This is a genomic window from Rhodococcus sp. IEGM 1370 (assembly GCF_033142325.1).
Classification (GTDB): domain Bacteria; phylum Actinomycetota; class Actinomycetes; order Mycobacteriales; family Mycobacteriaceae; genus Rhodococcoides.
Window position 1 is genome coordinate 558,935 of sequence record NZ_JAWLRY010000002.1, and the last position, 23,261, is coordinate 582,195.

20 protein-coding genes are annotated in these 23,261 nt (G+C 65.5%); 8 read left to right on the plus strand and 12 right to left on the minus strand.

Annotated features, from left to right (window positions below; genetic code table 11):
* Positions 1-51: 51 nt before the first annotated feature.
* Together R4P47_RS05845 and R4P47_RS05850 are read right to left on the minus strand one after the other, a co-directional pair.
* Entirely contained in the window at positions 52-591 is a 540-nt protein-coding gene (locus R4P47_RS05845; RefSeq protein WP_094642035.1) for a carboxymuconolactone decarboxylase family protein, read from the minus strand.
* A 1-nt stretch (position 592) separates the two neighbouring features.
* Positions 593-1,180, minus strand: a complete 588-nt coding sequence (locus R4P47_RS05850; protein ID WP_032397906.1) for a peroxiredoxin — start codon at positions 1,178-1,180, stop codon at positions 593-595.
* Between the two features lie 154 nt (positions 1,181-1,334).
* Here R4P47_RS05850 and R4P47_RS05855 point away from each other — a divergent pair, with 154 nt between their 5' ends.
* Positions 1,335-2,273 carry a hydrogen peroxide-inducible genes activator gene (locus tag R4P47_RS05855; RefSeq protein WP_149405906.1) on the plus strand — a complete coding sequence of 313 codons (939 nt, stop codon included), beginning with the start codon at positions 1,335-1,337 and terminating at the stop codon, positions 2,271-2,273.
* Here the strand turns inward: R4P47_RS05855 and R4P47_RS05860 are convergent.
* From R4P47_RS05860 to sthA, 4 genes are all read right to left on the minus strand, one after another.
* Positions 2,260-4,776, minus strand: coding sequence for a DEAD/DEAH box helicase (locus tag R4P47_RS05860; protein WP_149405905.1), 2,517 nt, complete (start codon positions 4,774-4,776; stop codon positions 2,260-2,262). The two genes, R4P47_RS05855 and R4P47_RS05860, sit on opposite strands and share 14 nt — an antisense overlap.
* A gap of 64 nt (positions 4,777-4,840) precedes the next feature.
* Complete coding sequence (locus R4P47_RS05865) at positions 4,841-5,881, minus strand: alpha/beta fold hydrolase (RefSeq protein WP_037190102.1); 1,041 nt, start codon at positions 5,879-5,881, stop codon at positions 4,841-4,843.
* Between the two features lie 226 nt (positions 5,882-6,107).
* On the minus strand, positions 6,108-7,052 hold the full coding sequence (locus R4P47_RS05870) for a proteasome assembly chaperone family protein (protein WP_149405904.1): 945 nt from the start codon (positions 7,050-7,052) through the stop codon (positions 6,108-6,110).
* Between the two features lie 199 nt (positions 7,053-7,251).
* Positions 7,252-8,667, minus strand: a complete 1,416-nt coding sequence (gene sthA / locus R4P47_RS05875; RefSeq protein WP_149405903.1) for a Si-specific NAD(P)(+) transhydrogenase — start codon at positions 8,665-8,667, stop codon at positions 7,252-7,254.
* Between the two features lie 164 nt (positions 8,668-8,831).
* Between sthA and R4P47_RS05880 the strand changes: the two genes are divergently transcribed.
* The 4 genes from R4P47_RS05880 (at position 8,832) to R4P47_RS05895 (ending at position 12,636) form a co-directional block, all read left to right on the plus strand.
* On the plus strand, positions 8,832-9,917 hold the full coding sequence (locus R4P47_RS05880; RefSeq protein ID WP_317784252.1) for an S-(hydroxymethyl)mycothiol dehydrogenase: 1,086 nt from the start codon (positions 8,832-8,834) through the stop codon (positions 9,915-9,917).
* Positions 9,914-10,546: an MBL fold metallo-hydrolase gene (locus R4P47_RS05885; RefSeq protein WP_149405902.1), complete on the plus strand. Its 633-nt coding sequence runs from the start codon at positions 9,914-9,916 to the stop codon at positions 10,544-10,546. Before R4P47_RS05880 ends, R4P47_RS05885 begins: the two co-directional genes overlap by 4 nt.
* 112 nt (positions 10,547-10,658) lie before the next feature.
* Positions 10,659-11,369: a DUF5642 family protein gene (locus R4P47_RS05890; RefSeq protein WP_317784253.1), complete on the plus strand. Its 711-nt coding sequence runs from the start codon at positions 10,659-10,661 to the stop codon at positions 11,367-11,369.
* A 151-nt stretch (positions 11,370-11,520) separates the two neighbouring features.
* Positions 11,521-12,636 (plus strand): DUF4192 domain-containing protein, encoded by a 1,116-nt coding sequence (locus R4P47_RS05895; RefSeq protein ID WP_317784254.1) that lies wholly within the window; start codon positions 11,521-11,523, stop codon positions 12,634-12,636.
* A 38-nt stretch (positions 12,637-12,674) separates the two neighbouring features.
* Here the strand turns inward: R4P47_RS05895 and galE are convergent, their stop codons facing one another.
* Both galE and R4P47_RS05905 read right to left on the minus strand, forming a co-directional pair.
* A complete protein-coding gene (galE, locus tag R4P47_RS05900) occupies positions 12,675-13,655 on the minus strand; it encodes a UDP-glucose 4-epimerase GalE (RefSeq protein WP_094642029.1) in 981 nt (326 codons plus the stop codon).
* Between the two features lie 46 nt (positions 13,656-13,701).
* Positions 13,702-14,388: a metal-dependent transcriptional regulator gene (locus tag R4P47_RS05905; protein WP_068050657.1), complete on the minus strand. Its 687-nt coding sequence runs from the start codon at positions 14,386-14,388 to the stop codon at positions 13,702-13,704.
* 185 nt (positions 14,389-14,573) lie between these two features.
* Here R4P47_RS05905 and R4P47_RS05910 point away from each other — a divergent pair, with 185 nt between their 5' ends.
* Both R4P47_RS05910 and R4P47_RS05915 read left to right on the plus strand, forming a co-directional pair.
* Positions 14,574-15,842, plus strand: a complete 1,269-nt coding sequence (locus R4P47_RS05910; RefSeq protein ID WP_149405898.1) for an acetoin utilization protein AcuC — start codon at positions 14,574-14,576, stop codon at positions 15,840-15,842.
* 109 nt (positions 15,843-15,951) lie between these two features.
* Positions 15,952-18,609 carry a bifunctional GNAT family N-acetyltransferase/acetate--CoA ligase family protein gene (locus R4P47_RS05915; RefSeq protein ID WP_094642396.1) on the plus strand — a complete coding sequence of 886 codons (2,658 nt, stop codon included), beginning with the start codon at positions 15,952-15,954 and terminating at the stop codon, positions 18,607-18,609.
* Between the two features lie 127 nt (positions 18,610-18,736).
* Here R4P47_RS05915 and R4P47_RS05920 read toward each other — a convergent pair whose 3' ends face one another.
* From R4P47_RS05920 to R4P47_RS05930, 3 genes are all read right to left on the minus strand, one after another.
* Positions 18,737-19,708 (minus strand): sigma-70 family RNA polymerase sigma factor, encoded by a 972-nt coding sequence (locus R4P47_RS05920; RefSeq protein ID WP_032377730.1) that lies wholly within the window; start codon positions 19,706-19,708, stop codon positions 18,737-18,739.
* 178 nt (positions 19,709-19,886) lie between these two features.
* Positions 19,887-21,380, minus strand: a complete 1,494-nt coding sequence (locus R4P47_RS05925) for a methyltransferase (protein ID WP_317784256.1) — start codon at positions 21,378-21,380, stop codon at positions 19,887-19,889.
* Between the two features lie 33 nt (positions 21,381-21,413).
* The gene (locus R4P47_RS05930; RefSeq protein ID WP_068050653.1) at positions 21,414-21,782 is read right to left on the minus strand and encodes a DUF3099 domain-containing protein; all 369 of its coding nucleotides are present in this window, start codon (positions 21,780-21,782) and stop codon (positions 21,414-21,416) included.
* A gap of 94 nt (positions 21,783-21,876) precedes the next feature.
* On the opposite strand from R4P47_RS05930, the gene R4P47_RS05935 reads away from it, so the two are divergent.
* Positions 21,877-22,113: a DUF3039 domain-containing protein gene (locus R4P47_RS05935; RefSeq protein WP_068050652.1), complete on the plus strand. Its 237-nt coding sequence runs from the start codon at positions 21,877-21,879 to the stop codon at positions 22,111-22,113.
* On the opposite strand, the gene R4P47_RS05940 is transcribed toward R4P47_RS05935, so the two are convergent.
* On the minus strand, positions 22,086-23,198 hold the full coding sequence (locus R4P47_RS05940; RefSeq protein ID WP_068050651.1) for a YihY/virulence factor BrkB family protein: 1,113 nt from the start codon (positions 23,196-23,198) through the stop codon (positions 22,086-22,088). The two genes, R4P47_RS05935 and R4P47_RS05940, sit on opposite strands and share 28 nt — an antisense overlap.
* Positions 23,199-23,261: the final 63 nt, after the last annotated feature.

Below are 23,261 nucleotides of genomic sequence, written 5' to 3' on the forward strand. Positions count from 1 at the left end.
AGGGACCCGCGGTCGCGGATCCCTCGTTCGGTGATCAGGTCGGGTCGACGCTCAGACGGCGGCACCGTCGAGGATTCGCCCTGCTTCGATCGCTTGCGCGACACCCGCGACGATCGACGCGGCGCGGATGGCCTCGAAGATCTTCTCGCGGTCGACGCCCTCGGCGCGCAGCGTCTTCTCGTGTGCCTCCAGACAGTGGTTGCACCCGTTGACGGCCGAGACCGCGAGCGACCACAGCTCGAAGTCGGCCTTCTCCACACCGGGGTTGCCGATGATGTTCATGCGCAGACCGGCGCGCAAATCGTCGTACTTGCCGTCCAGGTATCCCTTGGTTCGGTAGAAGACGTTGTTCATGCCCATGATCGACGCGGCACCGAGGGCGGCGTTGTACGCCTCGGCCGACAGTGAATCGGCTGCGTCCTCGGCAATCTCCTTCAACGTCGTCGCGGACTTCGACGCTGCGGCCACCGACAGCAGGGTGCCCCACAGCTGCTGCTCGCTGAGCACCGTGGAGCGGGCGATGGAACCGAGATTGAGCTTGAGGTCCTTGGCGTACTCGGGGACGGCGTTCTTGAGGTTGTCGATCGTCATGTCAGACGCTCGCCGTCAGCAGTTCGCCTGCGTCGATGGTGGGATCACCCTTCTTCCAGTTGCAGGCGCACAGCTCATCGGACTGCAAGGCGTCGAGAACTCGCAGGACCTCGTCCACGTTGCGCCCCACCGAGCCTGCCGTGACCGACACGAACTGGATCTCGTTGTTGGGGTCGACGATGAAGGTGGCACGGTCGGCCACACCGTCGGCATTGAGAACACCGGTGGCAGCAGCCAATTCGCGCTTGAGGTCCGACAGCATGGGGAAGGGAAGCGTCTTGAGCTCGTCGTGCTGTGCCCGCCACTGGAAGTGAACGAACTCGTTGTCGACCGACGCGCCGAGGACCTGTGCGTCGCGGTCCTCGAACTCCTCGTTCAGCTTGCCGAACGCGGCGATCTCGGTGGGGCACACGAACGTGAAGTCCTTGGGCCAGAAGAAGACGATGCGCCACTTGCCCGCGTGATCGTCACTGGTGACGGTGGTGAAGTAGTCGTCGGGCTGCTGGGCGTTCACCTTGGAGAGGTCTCCGCCGATGACGGCGGTGAGGTTGTATGAAGGGAACTGGTCGCCAATTGTCAACAGTGCCATGTGGTCTCCTCGTGTCGAATGATCGCGTCGGTTCCGTATGTGGGCGGTTCGGATCGGTGGCGTGAATGCAGCCGTACGAGCCCGGCCGACCGGTACGAGTGTGCCAAAAATGTGGTGAAAGGTAAACGTGATGAGTGGCACTAGACTGATAGGCGTGACCGATCGAAGCTATCAGCCGACCCTGTCGCATCTGCGTGCCTTCGTCGCGGTCGCCCGACATCGCCATTTCGGCAGTGCAGCAACGCAACTGAACATCACTCAACCGTCTCTGTCGCAGGCTCTCGCCACGCTGGAGCAGGGGCTGGGGGTGCAGTTGATCGAGCGCAGCACCCGCAGGGTCTTGCTGACGTCGGCCGGTGGTCAGTTACTCGGTCGGGCGACTGCGGCACTCGACGCCGTGGACGGATTGGTCGCTACCGCAGCAGGATTGGGCGGTCGGCTGACCGGTGGTATGCGGCTCGGGATCATTCCCACCGTGGCGCCCTACGTGCTGCCCGCAGTGCTCCCGGCCGTGCGCGTCGAGTACCCCGACCTCGTACCGAGAATAGTGGAGGATCACACCGCTCGACTGCTCGACGGACTCCGGTCCGGTGCACTCGACGTCGCCGTTCTCGCGCTGCCCCTCGCCGATCCGGGTTTGATCGAAACGGCCATGTACACCGAGGATTTCGTGCTCGCGCTCCCTGCCGAGCACCCTCTCGCGGGGCGTCGGGATCTGACGGTCGCCGACCTCCGCGGTCTCCCACTGCTCCTCCTCGACGAGGGGCACTGCCTGCGCGAGCAGACCCTGGATCTGTGCCGCTCGGTCGACACCGCACCCGATGCGAGCGATACCCGGGCAACGTCGCTGACCACGGTGGTGCAGTGCGTTGCAGGAGGGCTCGGCCTGACGCTGCTGCCGCGCAGCGCCGTCGAGGTCGAGGTCGCTCGTGCGGGCTTGTCCACCGCAGAGTTCGCCCACCCTGCTCCCGGCCGCACCATCGGTCTCGTGCACCGAGCTTCGAGTGCGCGCGCCGCCGAATACAGTGCGCTCGCAGGTCTTCTCGCCGCAGAAGTCCTCGCCGACAACACACGTGGACTCAGCCGGGCGTGATCACGATCTCGTCGAACACGATCTCGCCTGCCGCATCGGACTCCGGCACATCGACGACGGCGTCGAGCGACCAGCCGTGGTCACCGTCGGGATCCTCCAACACCTGACGCACCGTGGTGGACTCCGCACCGACGTTCAGCGTGAACAGCGCGGGGCCGCGGGCCGATGGTCCGGTTCCGATCGAGTCGTACTCGGCGAAGAACGGTTCCAGTTCCGTCTCCCAGTCCGGGCCGTCGTCGAGGTCGTCGAGGGCGTTCCACTGTCGGCGCGCCGCCAGATCGACTCGGCGGAAGATCGCATTGCGCGCGAGAATTCGGAAGGCCCGCGGGTTGGCCGAGATCGGACGCGGCACATCGGATCCGTACGCCTCGACGAGCGCCTCCGGCTCGGCACCCGGGTCCGTCAGGTTCTCCCATTCGTCGAGCAAGCTCGAATCCACCTGCCGCACGAGTTCACCCAGCCACTCGGTGATGTCCTGTACCTCTTCGGTTCGAGACTCCGGCGGAACCGTCTGGCGCAGTGTGCGATAGGCGTCGGCGAGATAGCGGAGTACGAGCCCCTCGGACCGCATCAGACCGTAGTGGCTGATCAATTCTGCGAACGTCATCGCGCGCTCGACCATGTCGCGTACCACGGACTTGGGGGACAGGCCGACCTCGGAGAGCCACGGATGCGTGCCGCGATAGATCTCGAATGCCGGAACGAGCAGCTCTGCAAGAGGTTTCGGCCACGTGACCTCCTCGAGCAGTTCCATTCGCTCGTCGTACTCGATGCCGTCGGCCTTCATCTGCGAGACCGCTTCGCCGCGCGCCGCGTGCTGCTGGGCCATCAGGATCTGACGCGGATCGTCGAGGGTCGATTCGATGATCGAGACGACGTCGAGGGCATGGGTCGGTGATTCGGCGTCGAGCAGATCGAACGACGCGACCGCGAACGTCGACAGCGGCTGATTGAGCGCGAAGTCCGGCTGCAGGTCCACGGTCAGTCGAGCGTGTCGACCGTCGGCATCCGGCTCGTCGAGTTGTTCGACGATGCCCGCATCGACCAGACCGCGGTAGAGCGAGAGTGCCCGCAGAATGTGCTTGCGCTGAGCGGGCCGGGTCTCGTGATTGTCCTCGAGCAGGTGACGCATGGCATGGAAGCAATTGCCCGGCCGGGCAATGACATTGAGCAGCATGGCGTTGCTCACCGAGAACCGTGAGGTGAGCGGCTCAGGACTTGCGGTGATGATCCGTTCGAACGTCGGCTCGCCCCACGAGACGAAACCGTCGGGTGCCTTCTTGCGCTGTACGCGTTTGAGCTTCTTCGGATCGTCGCCGGCCTTGGCCACCAGACGGGCGTTCTCGATGTCGTGCTCGGGGGCCTCGACCACGACGGTGCCGAGGGTGTCGTATCCGGCTCGCCCCGCGCGGCCCGCGATCTGATGGAACTCGCGGGCCCGGAGCTTGCGGGTGCGGACGCCGTCGTACTTGGTCAGTCCGGTGAACAACACGGTGCGAATGGGGACGTTGATGCCCACACCGAGGGTGTCCGTTCCGCAGATCACCTTGAGCAGCCCGTCCTGCGCCAACTTCTCGACCAACCGTCGATACTTGGGCAGCATGCCTGCGTGATGCACCCCGATGCCGTGCCGAACCAACCTCGACAGCGTCTTGCCGAACCCGGTGGTGAAGCGGAAGGCACCGATGGCCTCGGCTATCTCGGCCTTCTCCTGCTTGGACGCAACGTTCACGCTCGTCAATGCCTGAGCGCGTTCGAGTGCCGAAGCCTGGGTGAAGTGCACGACGTAGACCGGTGCGAGGTGCGTCTGCACCAACTCTTCGATGGTTTCGCTGATCGGAGTGGTGACGTAGGAGAACATCAAGGGAACCGGACGCTCGGTGCCCGAGACCACGGTGGTCGTGCGTCCGGTGCGTCGGGTCAGATCGTCCCGGAAGAACGAGACGTCGCCGAGAGTCGCCGACATCAACAAAAACTGAGCGTTCGGCAGCTCGATCAACGGAACCTGCCAGGCCCACCCCCGATCGGGCTCGGAGTAGTAGTGGAACTCGTCCATGATCACCTGGCCGATGTCGGAGTCGGCACCCTGGCGCAGAGCGAGGTTCGCGACGATCTCGGCGGTGGCGCAGATGATCGGAGCACCGGAATTGACCGACGCGTCACCGGTCATCATGCCGACGTTCTGAGCGCCGAAGATCTCGCACAGGGCGAAGAACTTCTCGCTGACGAGTGCCTTGATCGGCGCGGTGTAGAAACTCCGAACGCCTGCGGCCATCGCGGCGTAGTGGGCTCCGATGGCCACCATCGACTTGCCCGATCCGGTCGGCGTGGCCAGGATGACGTTGGAGCCGGAGACCAGCTCGATGAGAGCTTCCTCCTGCGCGGGATACAGGGTCAGACCGCGATCGGCAGTCCAGGTGGTGAACGTGTCGAACAGGACGTCCGGGTCGACGCCGTCGGACCGAGCGGCGGCGGCATCGGGAATCAGTTCGGTGAGAAGCACCTCTACAGGCTATGTGGGATCGACGGCCGAACCCGCATCGACACCGAGCGGCCGTCGCGACGCCTCAGGTCGCGCTGCGCTCGTCGGAACCCATCGCACCGAGAACGGCCATCCGGGTGCTGGCGCTTCCGGTGATCATGTCCTCACCGACACCGGTGATGAGCAGGTTGCGCCACCGCACCTCGTCGAAGGTCAGTGACGGTGTGGAATCGATGAAGTCCTCGACGACCTGCAGAAAGCGCATCGGATCGTCCCGGAACGGGAAGTGTCCGGAATTCTCGAACACCTCCAACGTGGAACCGGGCATGGCCGAGTGGGCGAGGCGCGCATGACTGACCGGAATCACCGAGTCCTGGTCACCCCACACGAGCAGAACGGGGAGATTCTCGGTGAGATAACAGCGGTCCAGCATCGTGACCACCTGGCCGCGCCAGTCCACGACGGCGCGAAGGGTCCGCAGATACGCCTCGTACGTCGTCGGGGCCGGGAGCTCGCTCAGCACGCGGATCAGATCCGGAGTGTCGTGCAGGAGCGATCCGGGTCGCAGGGGAGAGCTGTGCAGTTTGCTCAGCAGGCCGCCCGCCAGCTTCACCGCCGGGATCGCGCCGGGCAGGCGGAGCAGTTTGACGGCCTCGCTCAGAAACGGCATGGACGCCAGTCGAAGAATGGGATGTACGTCCTTGGTGACGCCGCCGGAGGACACGAGAGCCAACCTGTCGACCATGCCCGGGAACTGGTACGCGAACTGCATGGCGACGCCGCCGCCCAGTGAGTGCCCGACGACGGTGACGTGCTCGATGCCCAGCACCGAGAGCAGGTCGCGCATGCCGTTGGCGTACGCGGCGACGGAGTAATCCGCACGCGGCTTGTCCGAGCGACCGTGACCGAGCAGATCCGGAGCGATGACGGTGTAGTTCTTCGCGAGGTGCGGGATGACTTCGTTCCACGTCTCGGAGTTGTCACCGATACCGTGGATCAACAGCAGCACCGGACCTTCGCCGGCCATGCGGAATGCCCGCCGGTATCCGTGAATGGTCCGGAAGATCAGCCGTGGTTCTTCGTCGGGAACCGGGCGGAGCTTGCGACTGCGCGGATTGGTGCTCATCTGCGCCTCCTGAAATTCCCTGGTGCACCGCGCGATGCGGCACAGAACGGCGACGCCGTGCACGAGTGTGGACGTACGTACCGGAGTACGTGTTGCTACGACTCTTGCACGAGATGACGCTCGGGGCAGAATATCGAGCGTATTTGCGGTTACAGGTATGTTTCGATCGGCCCAGGCTGTCCTATATGCCCGCCGAATCGATCATCTTCTGTGACCACTCACACTGTCACTGCTCGGTGTTGCCCTCGCCCTCGTCGAGATTTGCCTGCTCGGCCAGGAAGCGCTCGAACTCGGCCCCGAGTTCGTCGCCGCTCGGCAGTGGCTCGTCACTGGCCAACAACGTCGACTGCTGCTCCTGCGCGGCGACGTACGTGTCGTACTGACGCTCCAGCGCCTGCACCACCGATTGGACCTCTTCGTTCCCGGTGATGTGCTCGTTCACCTGTTCCCGAACTCGCGCCGCGGCCTCACCCAGGGCGGCAAGCGGCAGATCCAGGTCGGCCGCCTCACCGACGTTCTCGAGCAACGTCTCGGCCGCACCGGGGTAGTCCGTCTGTGCGAGGTAGTGCGGGACGTGCACAGAGAAGCCCATGGACTCGTGACCGTGCTGCGCCATCCGAAGCTCGAGCAGGGACGAGGCGCTGCCCGGCACCTGCAGATCACCTGCCCAGCTGTTGCCCTCCTTGACCAGCTCCTTGTCGCTGGCGTGGGCCGTCACACCGAGTGGCCGGGTGTGCGGAATGGCCATCGGGATCGAGCCGAGACCGATGGTGCGGCGTACACCGAGCTGTTCGGCGAGGAGCCTGACAGCGGTGGTGAACTTCTCCCATCGCAAATCCGGTTCCATACCGGCGAGCAGCAGGAACGGAGTCCCCGACTTGTCTTTGACGGCATAGAGGTTCAGTTCGGGAGCGTCGTAGTCCGAGAAATGATCGGACTTGAACGTCATCGTCGGCCGCCGGGACCGGTAGTCGATCAACTCGTCGACGTCGAACGACGCGACCAGCTCCGACTCCAGACTCTCGCGCAGGTGGGTGGTGGCCAACTTCACCGCGTGACCCGCGTCGGAGAAACCCTCCAGGCCGTGCACCAGGACGGGTCCGACGCCGTCGTTGGAGAAGATTTGCGGTGCCGGAAACTCCAGCTCGTACATCTTCGACTGTTCGGTCATGGCCTGGCCCCTTTCGGATCGACTCGTCGGTACCTCGACACGAGATTCGAGCCAGAATACGCCGACCCTCGGCTCGCGCCGTGTACGCGCCGACGTCGAACGTGGCGAATCACTACCGACAAGAACAACCGGTTGCCCGCCGTTCATTCCCGGACGGTCGCCCATCCTGCGCCGAGGGGCTCTCGGTGACTCGAGACGATCAGCGGTCGAAGTTGGCCAGCGCGCGAATCTTGTTGGTGACGTCGAGGGCGGCGACCTTGTACGCCTCGGACAGCGTCGGGTAATTGAACACGGCATCGACGAGATAGTCGACGGTGCCGCCGCACCCCATCACCGCCTGCCCGATGTGCACCAGATCCGTCGCACCCGAACCGAAGATGTGCACGCCCAGAATCGACCGATCCTCGGTGGAGACGAGCAACTTCAACATCCCGTACGAGTCGCCGGCGATCTGACCTCTGGCGAGTTCGCGGTACCGCGATACCCCGACCTCGTAGGGGATAGATCCCTTCGTCAGGTCGACCTCGGTGGCTCCGACGTACGAGACTTCGGGGATGGAGTAGATGCCGATGGGCTGAACGTCGGTCAACTTCGCATCGGACTCGCCGAACGCGTGATACGCGGCCAACCTGCCCTGATCCATCGACGTCGCAGCCAATGCCGGGAACCCGATGACATCGCCGACGGCATAGATGTGATCGACCTTGGTCTGGAAATGCTCGTCGACGAAGATCCGACCCCTGGCGTCCGCCTCGAGACCTGCGTTCTCGAGATCCAGCGCCGTGGTCAGGCCCTGCCGACCGGCCGAGTACATCACCGTTTCGGCCGGGATGCGCTTGCCGCTCGCCAGCGTGGTCACGGTCCCGTTCGGCCCGACGTCGACCGCGGTCACCGCCTCGCCGAATCGGAACGTCACCGCGAGATCGCGGAGGTGGAACTGCAACGACTCGATGATCTCTCGATCGCAGAAGTCGAGCATCGAATCCCGTTTCTCGACGACGGTGACCTTCGTTCCCAGGGCAGCGAACATCGACGCGTACTCGATTCCGATGACGCCGGCCCCGACGACGACCATCGACGCCGGAATGAACTCGAGATTGAGGATTCCGTCCGAGTCGAGCACTCGATAGTCGTCGAACGCGACGTCGGCCGGACGGGCAGGAGCGGTGCCGGTGGCGATCACCACGTTGGCGGCCGCGACAGTGATGCGCTCACCCCGCGTCTCGTCCTCCACGACGATGGTGTGCGCGTCGAGAAACTTGCCGACGCCGGTGATCAACTCGATGCGGTTCCGGAGCAGCTGCGAACGCACCACCTCGATCTCCTTGCCGATCACGTGCTGGGTTCGGGCCAACAGATCGGCAGGAGTGATATCGGCCTTCACTCGGTAACTCGCCCCGTACAGCTCCCGTTGATTCATGCCCGTGAGATACAGAACGGCCTCGCGCAGCGTCTTGGACGGAATGGTCCCGGTGTTGACGCAGACCCCGCCGAGCATGTGGCCCTTCTCCACGATCGCCACCCGCTTGCCGAGCTTCGCAGCCGCAATGGCCGCCTTCTGGCCACCGGGGCCGGAGCCGATGACCACCAGGTCGTACTGCATGGGTTCAGACATTCGTCATAGTTACCGCTCGCACGCAAAGGCTGCGTGCCCACCCGGTCACAACCTTGTGAACTTCGCGATTCGGTGCGTCGAACCCATGCAGATGTCGCCACGTGCTGATGCGTTGTGCGAGGCTGAACAGAGCACGAAACACCCGATTTTCAGTGGAGGAACACATGCCGCAGCAGGTCCGCGCCGTCGTCGCCAAGAGCAAGGGCGAGCCCGTCTCCATCGAGACGATCACCATCCCCGATCCCGGGCCCAACGAGGTCGTCGTGAAGATCCAGGCCTGCGGGGTGTGTCACACCGACCTGCACTACCGCGAAGGCGGCATCAACGACGAATTCCCGTTTCTGCTCGGACACGAGGCGGCCGGAATCGTCGAGACCATCGGCGACCGCGTCGAGCACGTCGAGGTCGGAGACTTCGTCGTACTGAACTGGCGCGCCGTGTGCGGCGAATGTCGAGCCTGCAAGCGCGGCACTCCGTGGTACTGCTTCGACACCCACAACGCAGCACAGAAGATGACCCTCGAGGACGGTACCGAGTTGACCCCGGCGCTGGGCATCGGCGCATTCGCCGAGAAGACCCTGGTCCACGAGGGCCAGTGCACCAAAGTCGCCGCAGACGCCGATCCCGCCGTGGTCGGACTGCTCGGCTGTGGCGTGATGGCCGGTCTGGGAGCGGCGATGAACACCGGCAACGTCTCGCGCGGAGATTCGGTGGCCGTGATCGGCTGCGGCGGTGTGGGCGATGCCGCGATCGCCGGAGCACGCCTGGCCGGCGCGTCGACGATCATCGCGGTCGATCGTGACCCGGGCAAGCTCGAATGGGCACTCGGCCTCGGAGCCACCCATACCGTCGACTCGTCGGTGGTCGACGCCGTCGAAGCAGTCCAGGAGCTCACCGGAGGCTTCGGTGCCGACGTGGTCATCGACGCCGTCGGTCGCCCGGAGACCTGGAAGCAGGCGTTCTACGCCCGCGACCTCGCCGGAACCGTGGTGCTCGTCGGCGTGCCGACACCCGAGATGACCCTCGAGATGCCGCTGATCGACTTCTTCAGCCATGGCGGATCGCTCAAGTCCTCCTGGTACGGAGACTGCCTGCCCGAGCGCGACTTCCCGCAGTTGGTCGATCTGTATCAGCAGGGCCGTCTGCCGCTCGAGAAGTTCGTCACCGAACGCATCACCATCGACGACGTCGAAGCCGCCTTCGAGAAGATGCATCAGGGCACCGTCCTGCGTTCGGTGGTCGTCCTGTGAGCGGGCAGTTCCGCGTCCAGAATGTCGTCACCTCGGGAACGTTCAGCCTCGACGGTGGCACCTGGGACGTCGACAACAACATCTGGCTGATCGGCGACGACGACGAGGTGGTGATCGTCGACGCAGCGCACACCGCGGCGCCGATCGTCGACGCGGTTGCCGGCCGGACGGTGAAGGCCGTCATCTGCACCCACGGCCACAACGACCACGTGACCGTGGCACCGGAACTGGCCGAGACCTTGGACGCGCCGATTCTGCTGCACCCCGCCGACGACATGCTGTGGGAACAGACGCACCCTGGCGTCGGGCATTCGACCCTCGAGGACGGTCAGCGCATCACCGTGGCCGGAACCGACATCCTGGCGCTGCACACGCCCGGGCACTCACCCGGGTCGACGTGCCTGTACCTGCCGGAAGCGGGGGAGTTGTTCAGCGGCGACACCCTCTTCTCCGGCGGCCCGGGTGCCACCGGACGGTCGTACTCGGATTTCCCGACCATCATCGGGTCCATCCGAGATCGGCTCTTCGCCCTGCCTGTCGACACCCGAGTCAACACCGGTCACGGTGACGGCACACGCATCGGCGACGAGGCACCGCACCTCGAGGAGTGGATCGCCCGCGGCAGCTGAATTCGCGACACTGCGGTAGGTCGCCTGCCGCGTTCGAGGTGGTCGGAATGAGACAGTGGTGGGACGCCGGAGCGTGTGCTTCGGCGTCCCATCGACCCGAAGAGGACGTCTTGTGAGCCCCGCCGCACGCAGAACCCGCCTGTCCATCGCCGTGACCTCGGCGGCGAGCGCAGCTCTCGTGCTGGTCGGCTGCAGCTCGACCGTCACCGGCTCTCCCGAGCCCAGTGCGGGTGCCACCACCTCGTCGCCGCAGTCCGGCGTGGATCTGAACACGCTGCTGATCGATCCGTCCAGCTTCCCGGCACCGTACGACGCCCTGGTGCTGCCCCAGCAGGCGATCTCGCAAGCCGCACCCGATCTCAGCGGAATTCCTTCCGGTGCCGAGGTCAGCCCGGCGGGATGCAAGCCCGCCGACCAGGATTTCGGCCCGACGGGCACGGCCATGATCGTCGGCACCGACAACGACAGCCGGTCCACCATCTCGATCGAGTTGACCGCGGTGGACGAACCGCTCTCGGCGCGCAAGGAGCAGCTCGAGGAGTGCGGCGAGGTGACCGCAACCAAGTCCGGCGCGACCTCGACGGTGACCTCCACTCTGACGCCTGCACCGCCCATCGATGCGGACGACACGTTGGCCGTCCGGCAGACCGTCGCATCGGGAGCAGGCGGCGACGCCGTCACCCAATCGATGCTGACTCTGATGGCCCAGGTCGACGGAGTGCGAGTGTCGGCCACGTTCATGTCGTTCGGCTCGGGCACGCCCGATGCGATGACCCTCGACGAGCTGTTCACCGCGGCAGTCCAGAAGGTCGGCCAGAGCTGACGCAGCACTAGCAGACGACACCGACACGAATCGGTCGGACACAGCGCCGGCGTCGCGATTCATCCACAGCGCGGCAGTTCTCCACAGGGCAGTGCGAAAGCCCAGGTCGAGACTTTTTCGATCGTCGGGACCCCGGCCAGGATTCTCCGGTATGTACACACCGACGAACTCTCACGGCAACTTCGACTCCCGCCATCGCGTACGGCTCGGTCACCCGAGCGACCTGATCACCGCGGTACCGGCCATGCTCGGGTTCCACCCGCACCGATCGATGGTGCTCATCGCGGTCAAGGACGGCGGTGCGAGCGTAGGACCCACGATGCGTCACGACCTCGTCCTGGCCGGCGATCACATCGATCGGCGCGCGGGCAGTCACACCCGCGCGACCCCGGAGATGCTCGACGTCATCGCCTACCTGGCCGGCTACTGCGCGATGGAGAACATTCCCGCCGTGATGGCGGTGTTCGTCGACGACAGACTCGATCGAACCGTCCGGACACCGCATCTACTCGACGTGGAAGCACTGGTGACCGAACTCGACGCCACACTTGCCTCGTTCGGAGTGCAGCTCGGTGAGGCCCTTGCGGCGTCGGAGATCGCCGAATCCGCCGACTGGTGGACGTTGCGCGGACCACGGCGGCACGGCCTGATGTCCGATCCGTCGGCGTCGCCGATGACCGTGGCCCGCGTGCTCGACGGCTACTCCGTCCGCCGATCCAGGTCCGAGCTGGCCGAGACCATCGCGCCGGGCCCCGACGCGACCGTGCGGGCCGTTGCCGCCGAGATCGCGCGACAACGACGGGACGGGGTTCGATCTCGTAACGACGAGCTGACGTCGGTGCTGTCGTACGTCGCGCGAGCGCCGTACGACACCGAATTGGATCCGACCGACATCGCTCGGATCGCACTCGCGATCGGTCATGTCCAGGTGCGTGACGCACTGCTGGCCCTGACTCTCGGTGACGACGCGGGATTCGTCGAAGAGTTCTGGGCGAGGATGTCCCGCGTCCTGCCGAAGGCCGAACGAGCCATTGCCGCAACACTTCTGGCCTTCAGCGCGTACGTCCGCGGAGACGGACCGATGGCCCGCATCGCGATCGATGCGGCACTGGAAGCCGACGAGAACTACTCGCTGGCGCGACTGTTGGACCGGTCGCTCAGCGCCGGCGCAGGTCCCGAGCTCGTTCGGGAAGTGGCCGAGAGCGGCTTCGCGTGTGCTCGCGCCTGCGGAGTTCGGCTCCCCGGCGACCCCTTCGGGCGACGGTGACAGCAGTCGAGCACATCGATGATCGGCAGACGAGTGGGTCAGCGCGCCGCGTGCGACCGATCGCCGAGCTGTTGCAGGAATGTCCACGCATCGGCCACGATCCGATCGAGATCGGTCAGCTCCGGCGTCCACTTCAGCTCCTCGACTGCGCGCGAGCTCGAGGCGATCAAGACGGCAGGGTCACCGGCACGACGGGGAGCATGTTCGACGGCGATGGGCAGACCGGTGACGCGCTCGCAGGACGAGATGACCTCGTGCACGGAGAATCCGGTGCCGCTGCCGAGGTTGTAGATGGTGTGCTCGCCCGGTTGTGCGGCATCGACAGCGAGTATGTGCGCCTCGGCGAGATCGGCAACGTGGATGTAGTCGCGAACAGCCGTACCGTCCGGAGTGGGCCAGTCGGTGCCGAACACCGAGATCTTCTCGCGCTGCCCGAGTGCGACCTGGAGCACGAGCGGAATCAGGTGGGTCTCGACGACGCGATTCTCTCCGAAACCGTTGTAGGCACCGGCGACGTTGAAGTACCGAAGGCTTGTGGCGGCGAGGCCGTAGGCCGCGGCGTACGACGTGATCGCGTGATCTATCGCGAGTTTGGTGGCACCGTAAGGATTGGTGGGGCGGGTGGGTGCGTCCTCGGTGATGGGGGTCTTCTCGGGCTCGCCGTACGTGGCGGCGGTCGAGGAGAACACCAGCTTCGCGGTACCGGATGCTCGAATGGCATCGAGCAACGCCAGCGAGGTGACGACGTTTCCGCTCCAGTACTTGTCGGGCGAGACCACCGACTCGCCGACGAGAGATTGCGCGGCGAAGTGCAGGACTGCGTCGAACCCACCGCCGATCAGTACGTCCGCGGCGACGTCCTTGATGTCGCCTTCGACGAATGTGGCACCACCGGGCACGGCGTCCCGGTTACCGGTGGACAGGTTGTCCACAACCACGACCTCGTGACCGCGCTCGACGAGCACAGCCGCGCAGACGCTGCCGACGTAGCCAGCACCACCGGTAACCAGAAGCTTCACTGTTCGTTCTCCCTCACACGCGTCCGACGCCGTCGTCGGTGTGAGGTCAGACCTTCTTCACCTGGACGGCGTGCGCCATTTCCTCGGATATGTCGACACCACTGTGTCCTGGCACCGTGATCGTGACCGACCCGGGCTTGGCTTCGACTGTAACCCGAGCATCGGGGACCACGCCTGCTTCGCGAAGCTGAGCGATGACCTCCGGGTCGGACTGAACGTGCTCGGCGAGGCGTCGCACGACGACAGCGGTCGGCTGGCCGACGGGCACATCCGTGAGGCGGATGAGAGCTTCCGGTGCCAGAGTCGACTGGCCGAGACCGAGTTCCTCCAGACCGGGGATCGGGTTGCCGTACGGCGACGTGGTCGGGTTGTTCAGGACGGTGACCAGACGTCGCTCGACCTCCTCGCTCATCACGTGTTCCCAACGGCACGCCTCGGCGTGCACGTCTTCCCAACGCAGACCGATGATGTCCACGAGCAGACGCTCGGCCAAACGGTGTTTGCGCATGACTGCGACCGCCAGGCTTCGGCCCTTCTCGGTCAGCTCGAGGTGTCGATCGCCTGCGACGGACAACAGCCCGTCTCGCTCCATCCGAGCAACGGTTTGGCTGACGGTGGGACCACTCTGTTCGAGCCGTTCGGCGATTCTCGCGCGGAGCGGAATCACGCCCTCTTCTTCCAAATCGTAGATCGTCCGGAGGTACATCTCCGTGGTGTCGACCAGATCCTTCACACTCAACCCCTTCGTCGGGCTCGATCCTACCGTCAGCGCCCCGAAATGAGCGCTGCACCCAGCCGCAGCGGGCGCGGCGCACCACAACGGCGTACGCCGTTTCCCATGGCTTCTCACAAGGGGACTGTGGGGACAACACCGGAACCCGGCAACACCATCCCGTCCGACAACGTAGTTTTGTCCGTATGTCTGATCAGGCGACACGCGCCGCCGCGTCCATCCCGAACCGCCCCGAGGACATCGTCGTGTGGAGCGCGGATTACCTCGGCTACCGGTGGAGCGACGACCACCCGATGAATCCGACTCGACTCGATCTGACAATGGCACTCGCCACGGACATCGGCCTGCTCGCGGGCGTCGAACTCGTCGAGCCCACTGCCGCGCCGGATTCCGAGCTCCTCCGATTTCACACCAGCGCCTACATCGAGGCCGTCAAACAGGCACCGTCGCAGGGCCCGGCTCTGCGAGATCCGGACGACGTCGTCCACGGACTGGGTTCCGACGACAACCCGGTGTTTCCGCAGATGCACGAGGCGAGCGCAATGCTCGCCGGTGGCTCTCTGGCCGCCGCCCGCGAAATCGCGTCGGGACGTGCTCGACGCGCGGTGAGCATCGGCGGCGGCATGCACCACGCGATGGCCGACTGGGCCTCCGGCTTCTGTGTCTACAACGACGCCGCGATCGCCATCTCGTGGTTGCTGGACAACGGGTTCGACCGGATCGCCTACATCGACGTCGACGCTCATCACGGGGACGGCGTTCAAGCGGCATTCCTCGGTGACCCGAGGGTGCTCACCGTCTCCTTGCACCAACATCCGGCGACGCTGTGGCCGAACACCGGATGGTCGACCGAGGTGGGAGCCGAACGCGGTGAGGGAACCTCGATCAACGTTCCATTGTTGCCCGGCACCGCGGATCGGTTGTGGCTGCGCGCGTTCCACGCGATCGTGCCGGGTGCGATCGCGGCGTTCGCGCCTCAGATCATCGTCAGCCAGTGCGGTGTCGACAGCCACCGCGAGGATCCCCTCGCGGACCTGGCCTTGACCGTCGACGGCCAGAACGCGGCATTCCTGGCCATGCGTGATCTGGCGGACAAACATTCCGAGGGTCGGTGGTTGGCCGTCGGCGGCGGAGGGTACGGCTTGGTACGCGTCGTTCCACGGGCGTGGACGTACCTGATCGCTGCCGCGCTCGGTCGCGACATCGACCCGATGTCGGCGTTGCCGGACACGTGGCGGGAGCGAGTACGGACCATGGCACCGAGTGTCGACCTCCCGCAGACGATGGGTGACGGGGGAGACGTCGACTATCCCGCCTGGGACGGACCCGGGGGCTCTCTGGCCGGGACCGACGGCACCGACAGGGCGCTCGAACGCGTCGACTCGGCCATCATCGCCACCCGTCGAGCAGTGTTTCCACTGCTCGGACTCGATCCGGAGGACCCGCGTGACTGATCCGACCGACAGCCCCTCGGACGAGGAGCCGGCCGTTGCGGCGTCGGACCCGAGTGACAAGGAACCGAGTGACAAGGAACCGCGCGACCAGGAACCGAGCGACAAGGACCTGGCCAGGGAGCGAGCGGAAACATCCTTTCCGCGGCACTGGGTTGCCGACGTCCTGACCTCCGACGGCGGTGTGGTGCACCTGCGTCCCATCGTCCCGTCGGACTCCGAACGGATCGTCGCATTCCACGGCCGGTTGTCCGAGCGGACGAGATACCTGCGGTATTTCGGCCCGTACCCCACGATGCCGCAGCGTGACGTGCTCAACTTCACCACGGTCGATCACCACGACCGGGTGGCGTTCGTCGCAGTGCTCGGTGACGACATCATTGCGGTCGGCCGCTACGAGCGACTGCCCGAGGGGGACGGCAACTCCGCCGAGGTGGCTTTCGTCGTCGCCGACGCGCACCAGGGCCGCGGGCTGGGTCCGATCCTGCTCGAACACCTCGCGGGAGCGGCCGCCGAGAACGGGGTGAACATGTTCGTCGCCGAGGTGCTCGCCGAGAACCGGAACATGGTCACCGTCTTCCGGGAGGCGGGGTACCAGGTCAGCAGGTCCTTCGAGGGTGGTGTGCTGCGACTGGAGTTCGCCATCGACCCCAGCGAAGCTCTGCTGTCGGTGCGCAATTCCCGTGAGCGTGCCGCCGAGGCCCGCAGTGTGCGCAACGTACTGAGCCCACGATCGGTGGCCGTGATCGGAGCGTCGACGGACAGCTCGAAGGTGGGCAACGCCGTTCTCGCGAATCTGCTGGCGGGCAACTTCACCGGGCCCGTCTATCCCGTCAACGCCGACCATCGTTCGGTTCGCGGGGTCCGCGCCTACGCCACGGTGCACGACATCCCGGATCCGGTCGATCTTGCGATCGCCGCGGTACCGGCCGATGCGATCGACGCGGTACTCGACGACTGCCTCGACAAGGGCGTCAAAGCGTTGCTGGTGGTCTCGGGTGGATTCGGCGAGACCGGACCTGCGGGGCAGGAGAGCGAGCGACGGCTGGTGCTCGCGGCGAGGGCGCACGGAATGCGGTTGATCGGGCCCAACGCGCTCGGTGTGGCGAACACCGATCCCGAGTTCGGTCTGAACGCCACTCTGGCTCCGCATCTGCCCACTCCGGGCAACGTCGGGTTCTTCTGTCAGTCCGGTGCCCTCGGCATCGCGATTCTGGACGAGGCCGCCAACCGCAGGCTCGGACTGTCGACCTTCGTCTCGGCCGGAAACCGCGCCGATGTGTCCGGTAACGATCTATTGCAGTACTGGGATTCGGACCCGGCCACCGAGGTGATCCTGCTGTACCTCGAGAGCTTCGGTAATCCCAGGAAGTTCACCAGGATCGCCCGACGGGTGGCGCGCAGCAAGCCCATCATCGCGGTCAAGAGCGGCCGCGGGGCCGTGCCGCCCGCACACGCGATCGGTGCCGACATCGACGACTCGATCGTGCGCGCACTGTTCGCTCAGGCCGGAGTCATCCAGGTCGACACCATCTCGGAACTCTTCGATTGCGCGGTGCTTTTCGGAAATCAGCCGCTGCCCGTCGGACCGAGGGTTGCCGTGGTGGGAAACTCGACTGCGCTCGGGGTGTTGGCGGTCGACGCTGCGCGGGCCAAGGGCTTGCATGCGAGCAGCCCGATCGATGTCGGTCCGCAGGCCGGTCCCGAGGATTTCGCCGCGGCGGTGTCGTCGGCACTGGCCGCGTCGGACATCGACGCTGTCATCGTCGTGTTCGTACCCCCGGTGGCGGTGGAGGTGGAGCCGTTCGCGACCGCGCTCGGCAACGCCGTCCGTGGATCCGACAAGCCCGTACTCTCGACGTTCCTCGCTACCGAGGGCATTCCGGACGTCCTGGCGGTCCGCGGGCCGGGTGGATACCCCATCCGCGGTTCGGTGCCCTCGTACTCGAGCCCGGAGCGAGCGGTTGCTGCCCTCGCCGCCGCGTGGCGCTACTCCGCGTGGCGGTCGCGACCGGTGTCGAACCTGGTCCGCCCCAAGAGCATCGATTCCGAACGCGCCAAGCAGCTGGTCGAGGGCTGGCGTTCGGCAGGCAGTCACGGACGGTGGCTCTCCGATTTCGAAACCGCCGAGTTGCTGGGCTGCTACGGCCTCGACGTCGTCGCTTTCAGGACGGTGACCGACGAGGACGAGGCCGTCGCAGCGGCAGACGAACTCGGCTACCCGGTGGCGGTCAAGGCGACCGGTGAACGGTGGCGGCACCGGCCGGATCTCGGCGGAGTGCGACTGGACATGGCGGACGCGTCCGCGGTGCGGGTGGCGTATCGCAATCTGGCGGCAGACTCGGGCGAGCCGTTGTTGCACGTCCAGCGCATGGCGGTCAAGGGAATCGGCTGCGTCGTACGCGTACAGGACGACCCGTCGTTCGGATCGCTCATCTCGTTCGGTCTGGCCGGCGTCATCTCGGACCTGCTGGGCGACCGTGCCTATCGGGTACTTCCGCTGACCGAGGACGAGGCCGCGCAGCTGATCGACGCGCCCAAGGCGGCTCCGCTGCTGTCCGGATATCGCAATGCGGTGCCCGTCAACAAAAACGCATTGATCGATCTCGTGCAGCGAATATCTGCACTGGCAGAAGACATCGCCGACATTCGTGAGATCTCCTGCGAGCCGGTTCTGGCGTCCGCCGACGGCGCACAGATCACCGATGCTCGCGTCCGCATCGGTCCGGAACCGACCAAGGCCGATCTGGGCCCGCGTCGATTGCGCTGACCGAGACCGGCATCGAAAAGGCGGAAGCCGAGTCGACGTCCCAGGGGGAGAGGACGTCGACTCGGCTACCGCACGAGGTGACGCGAGCGGGGATGGTCACCGCTGCGCCACCGGTCGGTGGTGACGTTCAGCTGGCGTAGGACCGCAGCTTCTCGGCGCGGTCGCCCTGCCGAAGCTTCACCATCACCTCGCGCTCGATCTGACGGACACGCTCACGGGAGAGGCCGAAGAGCTTGCCGATCTGATCGAGGGTGCGGGGCTGTCCGTCGTCCAGGCCGTAACGGAGACGGATGACCTGCTGCTCCCGCTCGTCGAGAGTGCCGAGAACGACGCGAACGTCGCTGTGCAACAGTCCGGCGATGACGGCATTCTCCGCGGACGTCGCCTCGGAGTCCTCGATGAAGTCGCCGAGGGGTGCTTCCTCGTCGCTGCCCACCGGCATGTCCAGGCTCACCGGGTCGCGGCTGTGGTCGAGCAGGTCGGCGATCTTCTCCACCGCGATACCCGATTCGCTCGACAGCTCCTCGTCCGTTGCCTCGCGGCCGAGCTGCTGATGCAGTTCACGCTTGATCCTGGCCAGCTTGTTGACCTGTTCGACCAGGTGGACAGGCAGCCGGATGGTGCGGCTCTGGTCTGCCATTCCGCGGGTGATGGCCTGACGAATCCACCAGGTCGCGTAGGTCGAGAACTTGAAGCCCTTGGCGTAGTCGAACTTCTCCATCGCGCGGATGAGTCCGAGGTTGCCCTCCTGGATCAGGTCCAGCAAGGGCATCCCGCGCCCGGTGTAGCGCTTGGCAAGAGACACGACCAGGCGAAGGTTCGCTTCGAGGAGATGGCTGCGGGCGGCACTGCCGTCGCGAACGATGATGGCGAGGTTGCGCTTCTTGACCGCGCTCAACCTCTTCGTGTTCTCGAGAACCTGCTTCGCATACAGACCAGCCTCGATCCTCTTGGCCAGATCTACTTCCTCGGCAGCCGTCAGCAACGCGGTGCGGCCGATTCCGTTGAGGTACACGCGAACGAGATCGGCTGCTGGGCTCTGGGCGTCCAGATCGGCGTCGGTCGGCCGTGGACGAATCGTGGTGCTGGGGCTGGTCATGACTTGCCTCCTGGTCGGTGGTGTCTCACAGGGTTCAACGCTCGGGAGACTCCGATAAGTTCCCACGCCGATCCGGTGGATACCCGCGTGACCAGGGATTACGTCATGTTCGTCCTGAGAAGTTGCTGAGAAGTGAAACCGCCGGGAACGGTCGCTCTCGTGGGGTGACGTCCGGGACTCATCGGGCCGGCAGAACCAGGCCGTGCCGGACGAGCCCCTGCATCATCGTCACCGCATGCTGTGCCAGTTCCTCTGCGTCCTCGTCGTGCGCAGCAGCGAGCAACTCCACCAGTTCACCGACCGGTAGGCCATCGGGTCGCAGCCCGGCGAGCAGAGCCGCACCGAGTTCGTCGACGTCGTGCTGCCACTGCGGGCCGTTTCCGCGATGGACTCGCACCGCTATCGGAGCCCAGCCCTCGTCGCCGGGGAGATAGACGCGTTCGAGTGCGGTGGTCGGTTCCAGAGTCAGCACCGAGTCGAGGATGTCGTGCTCTCGCAGCCAGTCCAGCCGCGCGAAGTACTCGATCGCTTCGTTGCCCAGCGGGTCGGAGAAGCCGTGCGTGAGCTCCTCGGCGAGAAGATCGGTCGGCGCATCGGTACTGCGGAGATAGACGAACCCGAAACCGATTCCTTCCACGTCGGCGGCAGCGAAGTGATCGAGCCAGGACTGTGCCACCGCGGCCGCGTCGGGATCGCGGGGATCGAGTCCGCCGTCGCGCATCCACGTGCCCACGTACAGCGCGGGATCGGCGACGTCGCGCTCGACGACCCAGGCGTCGATCCCGTGCGAGGGAAGCCACGACGCCACGCGAGCACGCCAGTCCTCGCCGCGGACGTGCACCCACGAGGCCAGGATGGCAGCGGTACCACCGAGCGTCAGATGGTCCGGGGCCCGGCCGATCATCAGAGCGCTCGCGCCGTCGAGATCGAGGCCGGAATCGCGGTACGAATGCAGCACTTCGGCGCGGCCGACGACGAACGGCGGGTTGGCGACGATGCGATCGAATCGACGCCCGGTAACCGGCTCGAACCACGAACCGTGCAGAAACTCGACGTCGAGGCCGTTGAGCGCCATCGTCGCCGCCGCGAGGTCCATCGACCGCGGACTGATGTCCGTTGCGGTCACCTGCGCCGCATAGTCGCAGGCGTGGACGGCCTGGACGCCGCAGCCGGTACCGACGTCGAGAACATTGGTCACCGGGGACGTGGGGGTTCCCCTCAGCAGCGACAACGAGGCCTGGCCGACGCCGAGCACGTGGTCGCGAGCAGTCTCCGCGACGCGCATGCTGCCGTCCGGATCCGAGACGATCCATCGGGTTCCGTGTCCGGTGTCGAGCGGTCGAATGTCGAGCAGCGTCCGCACCGTGGACCCGGAACGGGTCAGAATCCCGGCCGAGACGGCGTCGTCGACCGTCAACGGCGCGATGGCTTCGGCGACGTCGGACTCGGCGCAGTCGTCGACGAGAAGGAACAGGCGTACCAGAACACCCAGCGCGCCGCCGTCCCGACTGGCGTTGCGCACCGGCACCGGTTCGCTGCGACCGAGGGCAGCATGGGCGTCGTCCCCGAGCAGCGTCAGCACGCCGTCGGCGTCGTACCCCGCCCGCTCGAAGGCATCACGAAGATCGGAGCAGGCGAGGACGAGCGGGGACGTGGAGTTCGGTGCAGTCACGACGCAAGTGTCGCATCGGCGAGAGCCGGTGCGTCAGTCGTCGCCCGCTTCGATCACCCGGTGGTTGCTCGATTCCAGTTGCGGCCTGTCGACGGTCCGGTAGTCGTACCGGCTCATCTCGTCCTTGGTGCGGGGCGGCCGATCGTTGGCGATCAGCACAGCCATCCACGGTAGAGGAATGGACGCTCCGACTATTGCCATGGAGATCCACGGGTTCATCCACATCCCGTACGCGATGGCAGCCAACACCAACGCCGGGATGCGGAACGACATGATGAACATGTATTTGCGGACGCGAGCTTTGTGCTGCTCCTCGACCGACTGCTGCGCCTCGGTGATAAGGACGGGCCCATCCGGCGAGTCGCTGTACGCGCTTCCGTCGAACCCTGGGGTTCTCGTCATACCTCCACTGTGGCACTACTGCTCACAGAATGCTTGCAACGAGCTTGTGCAACCGGTTACCCCTCGATGGGGATCCACGGATTAATCTGTGTTCATGAGCACTCAGACGAAGGACCGTCCCGATATCGCACCGGACGAAACCACGGAAGACGACCGGCCGAAGTTCTTTCATTACGTGAAGAAGAACAAGATTGCCGAGAGCGCGGTGATGGGTACGCACGTCGTCGCGCTGTGCGGTGAGGTGTTTCCCGTCACCAAGTCGGCGAAGCCCGGATCACCGGTGTGCCCGGACTGCAAGAAGGTCTACGAGGGCCTGAAGAAAGGCGACTGAGCACCGTCTCCCGGGTGTCGGTCGGGGGTCGGCTCGGGACGCCCCGAGCGGGCGCGGTCGCCGGACAGTTTGATCGGCCCCGTGGCCAGCCGTCGGGCGACAGCGGTCACCGGCCCCGACGGCTTGTCGTCGGTTGCGGTCTGCGCTGCGATCCACTCGCGCATCTGGTCCATTCGTGTTGCCCGTGCAGGCGAGAACTCCTGGATCGTCGCGTTGAACTCGGCCCCGAGCACGACGGCGAAGCCGAGGAAGAACGTGAACAGCAGAAACGCGATGGGTGTCGCCAGGGCACCGTAGGTGTACCCGGTGCTCGTCACCCAGCCGAGGTATCGACGCAGGACCGCGCTCGCGATCATGAAGAACACCCCGGCCAGCAGAGCGCCGCCGAGGAGACGATGCCACGGCAGCGAGGTGTGCAGCGCAACCTTGTACAGCGTCGTCAAACCCATGATCAGCAGTAGACCGACGGCCGGGTAGTAGAAGAAGTCGACGAGCTCGCTGCCCACCGTGATCCACGAATCCGGCAGGATCTGCTGCACGTACACCGGTCCGAGGGCGACGAGCGGAAGCACGAAGACCGCGATCACCAGGAAACCCACGTAGAGAAGTAGCGCGAAGAACCGCTGCCAGACGGGGTTTCGCGCGTCGGCCTGGCCGTGCGCTTCCACGATGGAATCGACGAACGTCGAGATTGCCGACGACCCGGCCCACAACGAGAGCAGAAAGCCGACGGACACGATCTCTCCGCTGCCCTGAGCGAGGACGTCCTTGACCGTCGGAGCGATGATCTGGTCCACGACGCTGCCGCTGAACAGGGTGTTGCTGAACGTGATGATCTTGGACTCGATGATCTCGACGGTGTTGGGTCCGAACCATCCGCCGACGAGTCCCAGACTGCCCAGCACACCGAGCAGCAGCGGCGGCAGTGACAGCGTCTGCCAGAACGCGGCCGTTGCAGCCTTGCTGAAGATCGAATCGTCCCACGCTTTGCTCAGAGTGCGCACAGTCACTTTCCACACCGCGTGTAGCGGTTTTCTCGCCGACAATCGTTCCGGTGGTGGAGTTCCGCCTGCAGACTCGCTCATGGTTCCTCCAGCATTCCTGACGAAAGGCGTCTTCGCCTAACAGCCGACTCGCCGTGTCGCATC

Coding starts and splice junctions, on each gene's coding strand:
- R4P47_RS05935 (WP_068050652.1), top strand. CDS start 21,877: ATGAGCACTCAGACGAAGGACCGTCCCGATATCGCACCGGACGAAACC.
- R4P47_RS05920 (WP_032377730.1), bottom strand. CDS start 19,708: ATGACCAGCCCCAGCACCACGATTCGTCCACGGCCGACCGACGCCGAT.
- R4P47_RS05880 (WP_317784252.1), top strand. CDS start 8,832: ATGCCGCAGCAGGTCCGCGCCGTCGTCGCCAAGAGCAAGGGCGAGCCC.
- R4P47_RS05910 (WP_149405898.1), top strand. CDS start 14,574: ATGTCTGATCAGGCGACACGCGCCGCCGCGTCCATCCCGAACCGCCCC.
- R4P47_RS05930 (WP_068050653.1), bottom strand. CDS start 21,782: ATGACGAGAACCCCAGGGTTCGACGGAAGCGCGTACAGCGACTCGCCG.
- sthA (WP_149405903.1), bottom strand. CDS start 8,667: ATGTCTGAACCCATGCAGTACGACCTGGTGGTCATCGGCTCCGGCCCC.
- R4P47_RS05895 (WP_317784254.1), top strand. CDS start 11,521: ATGTACACACCGACGAACTCTCACGGCAACTTCGACTCCCGCCATCGC.
- R4P47_RS05870 (WP_149405904.1), bottom strand. CDS start 7,052: ATGACCGAACAGTCGAAGATGTACGAGCTGGAGTTTCCGGCACCGCAA.
- R4P47_RS05865 (WP_037190102.1), bottom strand. CDS start 5,881: ATGAGCACCAATCCGCGCAGTCGCAAGCTCCGCCCGGTTCCCGACGAA.
- R4P47_RS05845 (WP_094642035.1), bottom strand. CDS start 591: ATGACGATCGACAACCTCAAGAACGCCGTCCCCGAGTACGCCAAGGAC.
- R4P47_RS05940 (WP_068050651.1), bottom strand. CDS start 23,198: ATGAGCGAGTCTGCAGGCGGAACTCCACCACCGGAACGATTGTCGGCG.
- R4P47_RS05850 (WP_032397906.1), bottom strand. CDS start 1,180: ATGGCACTGTTGACAATTGGCGACCAGTTCCCTTCATACAACCTCACC.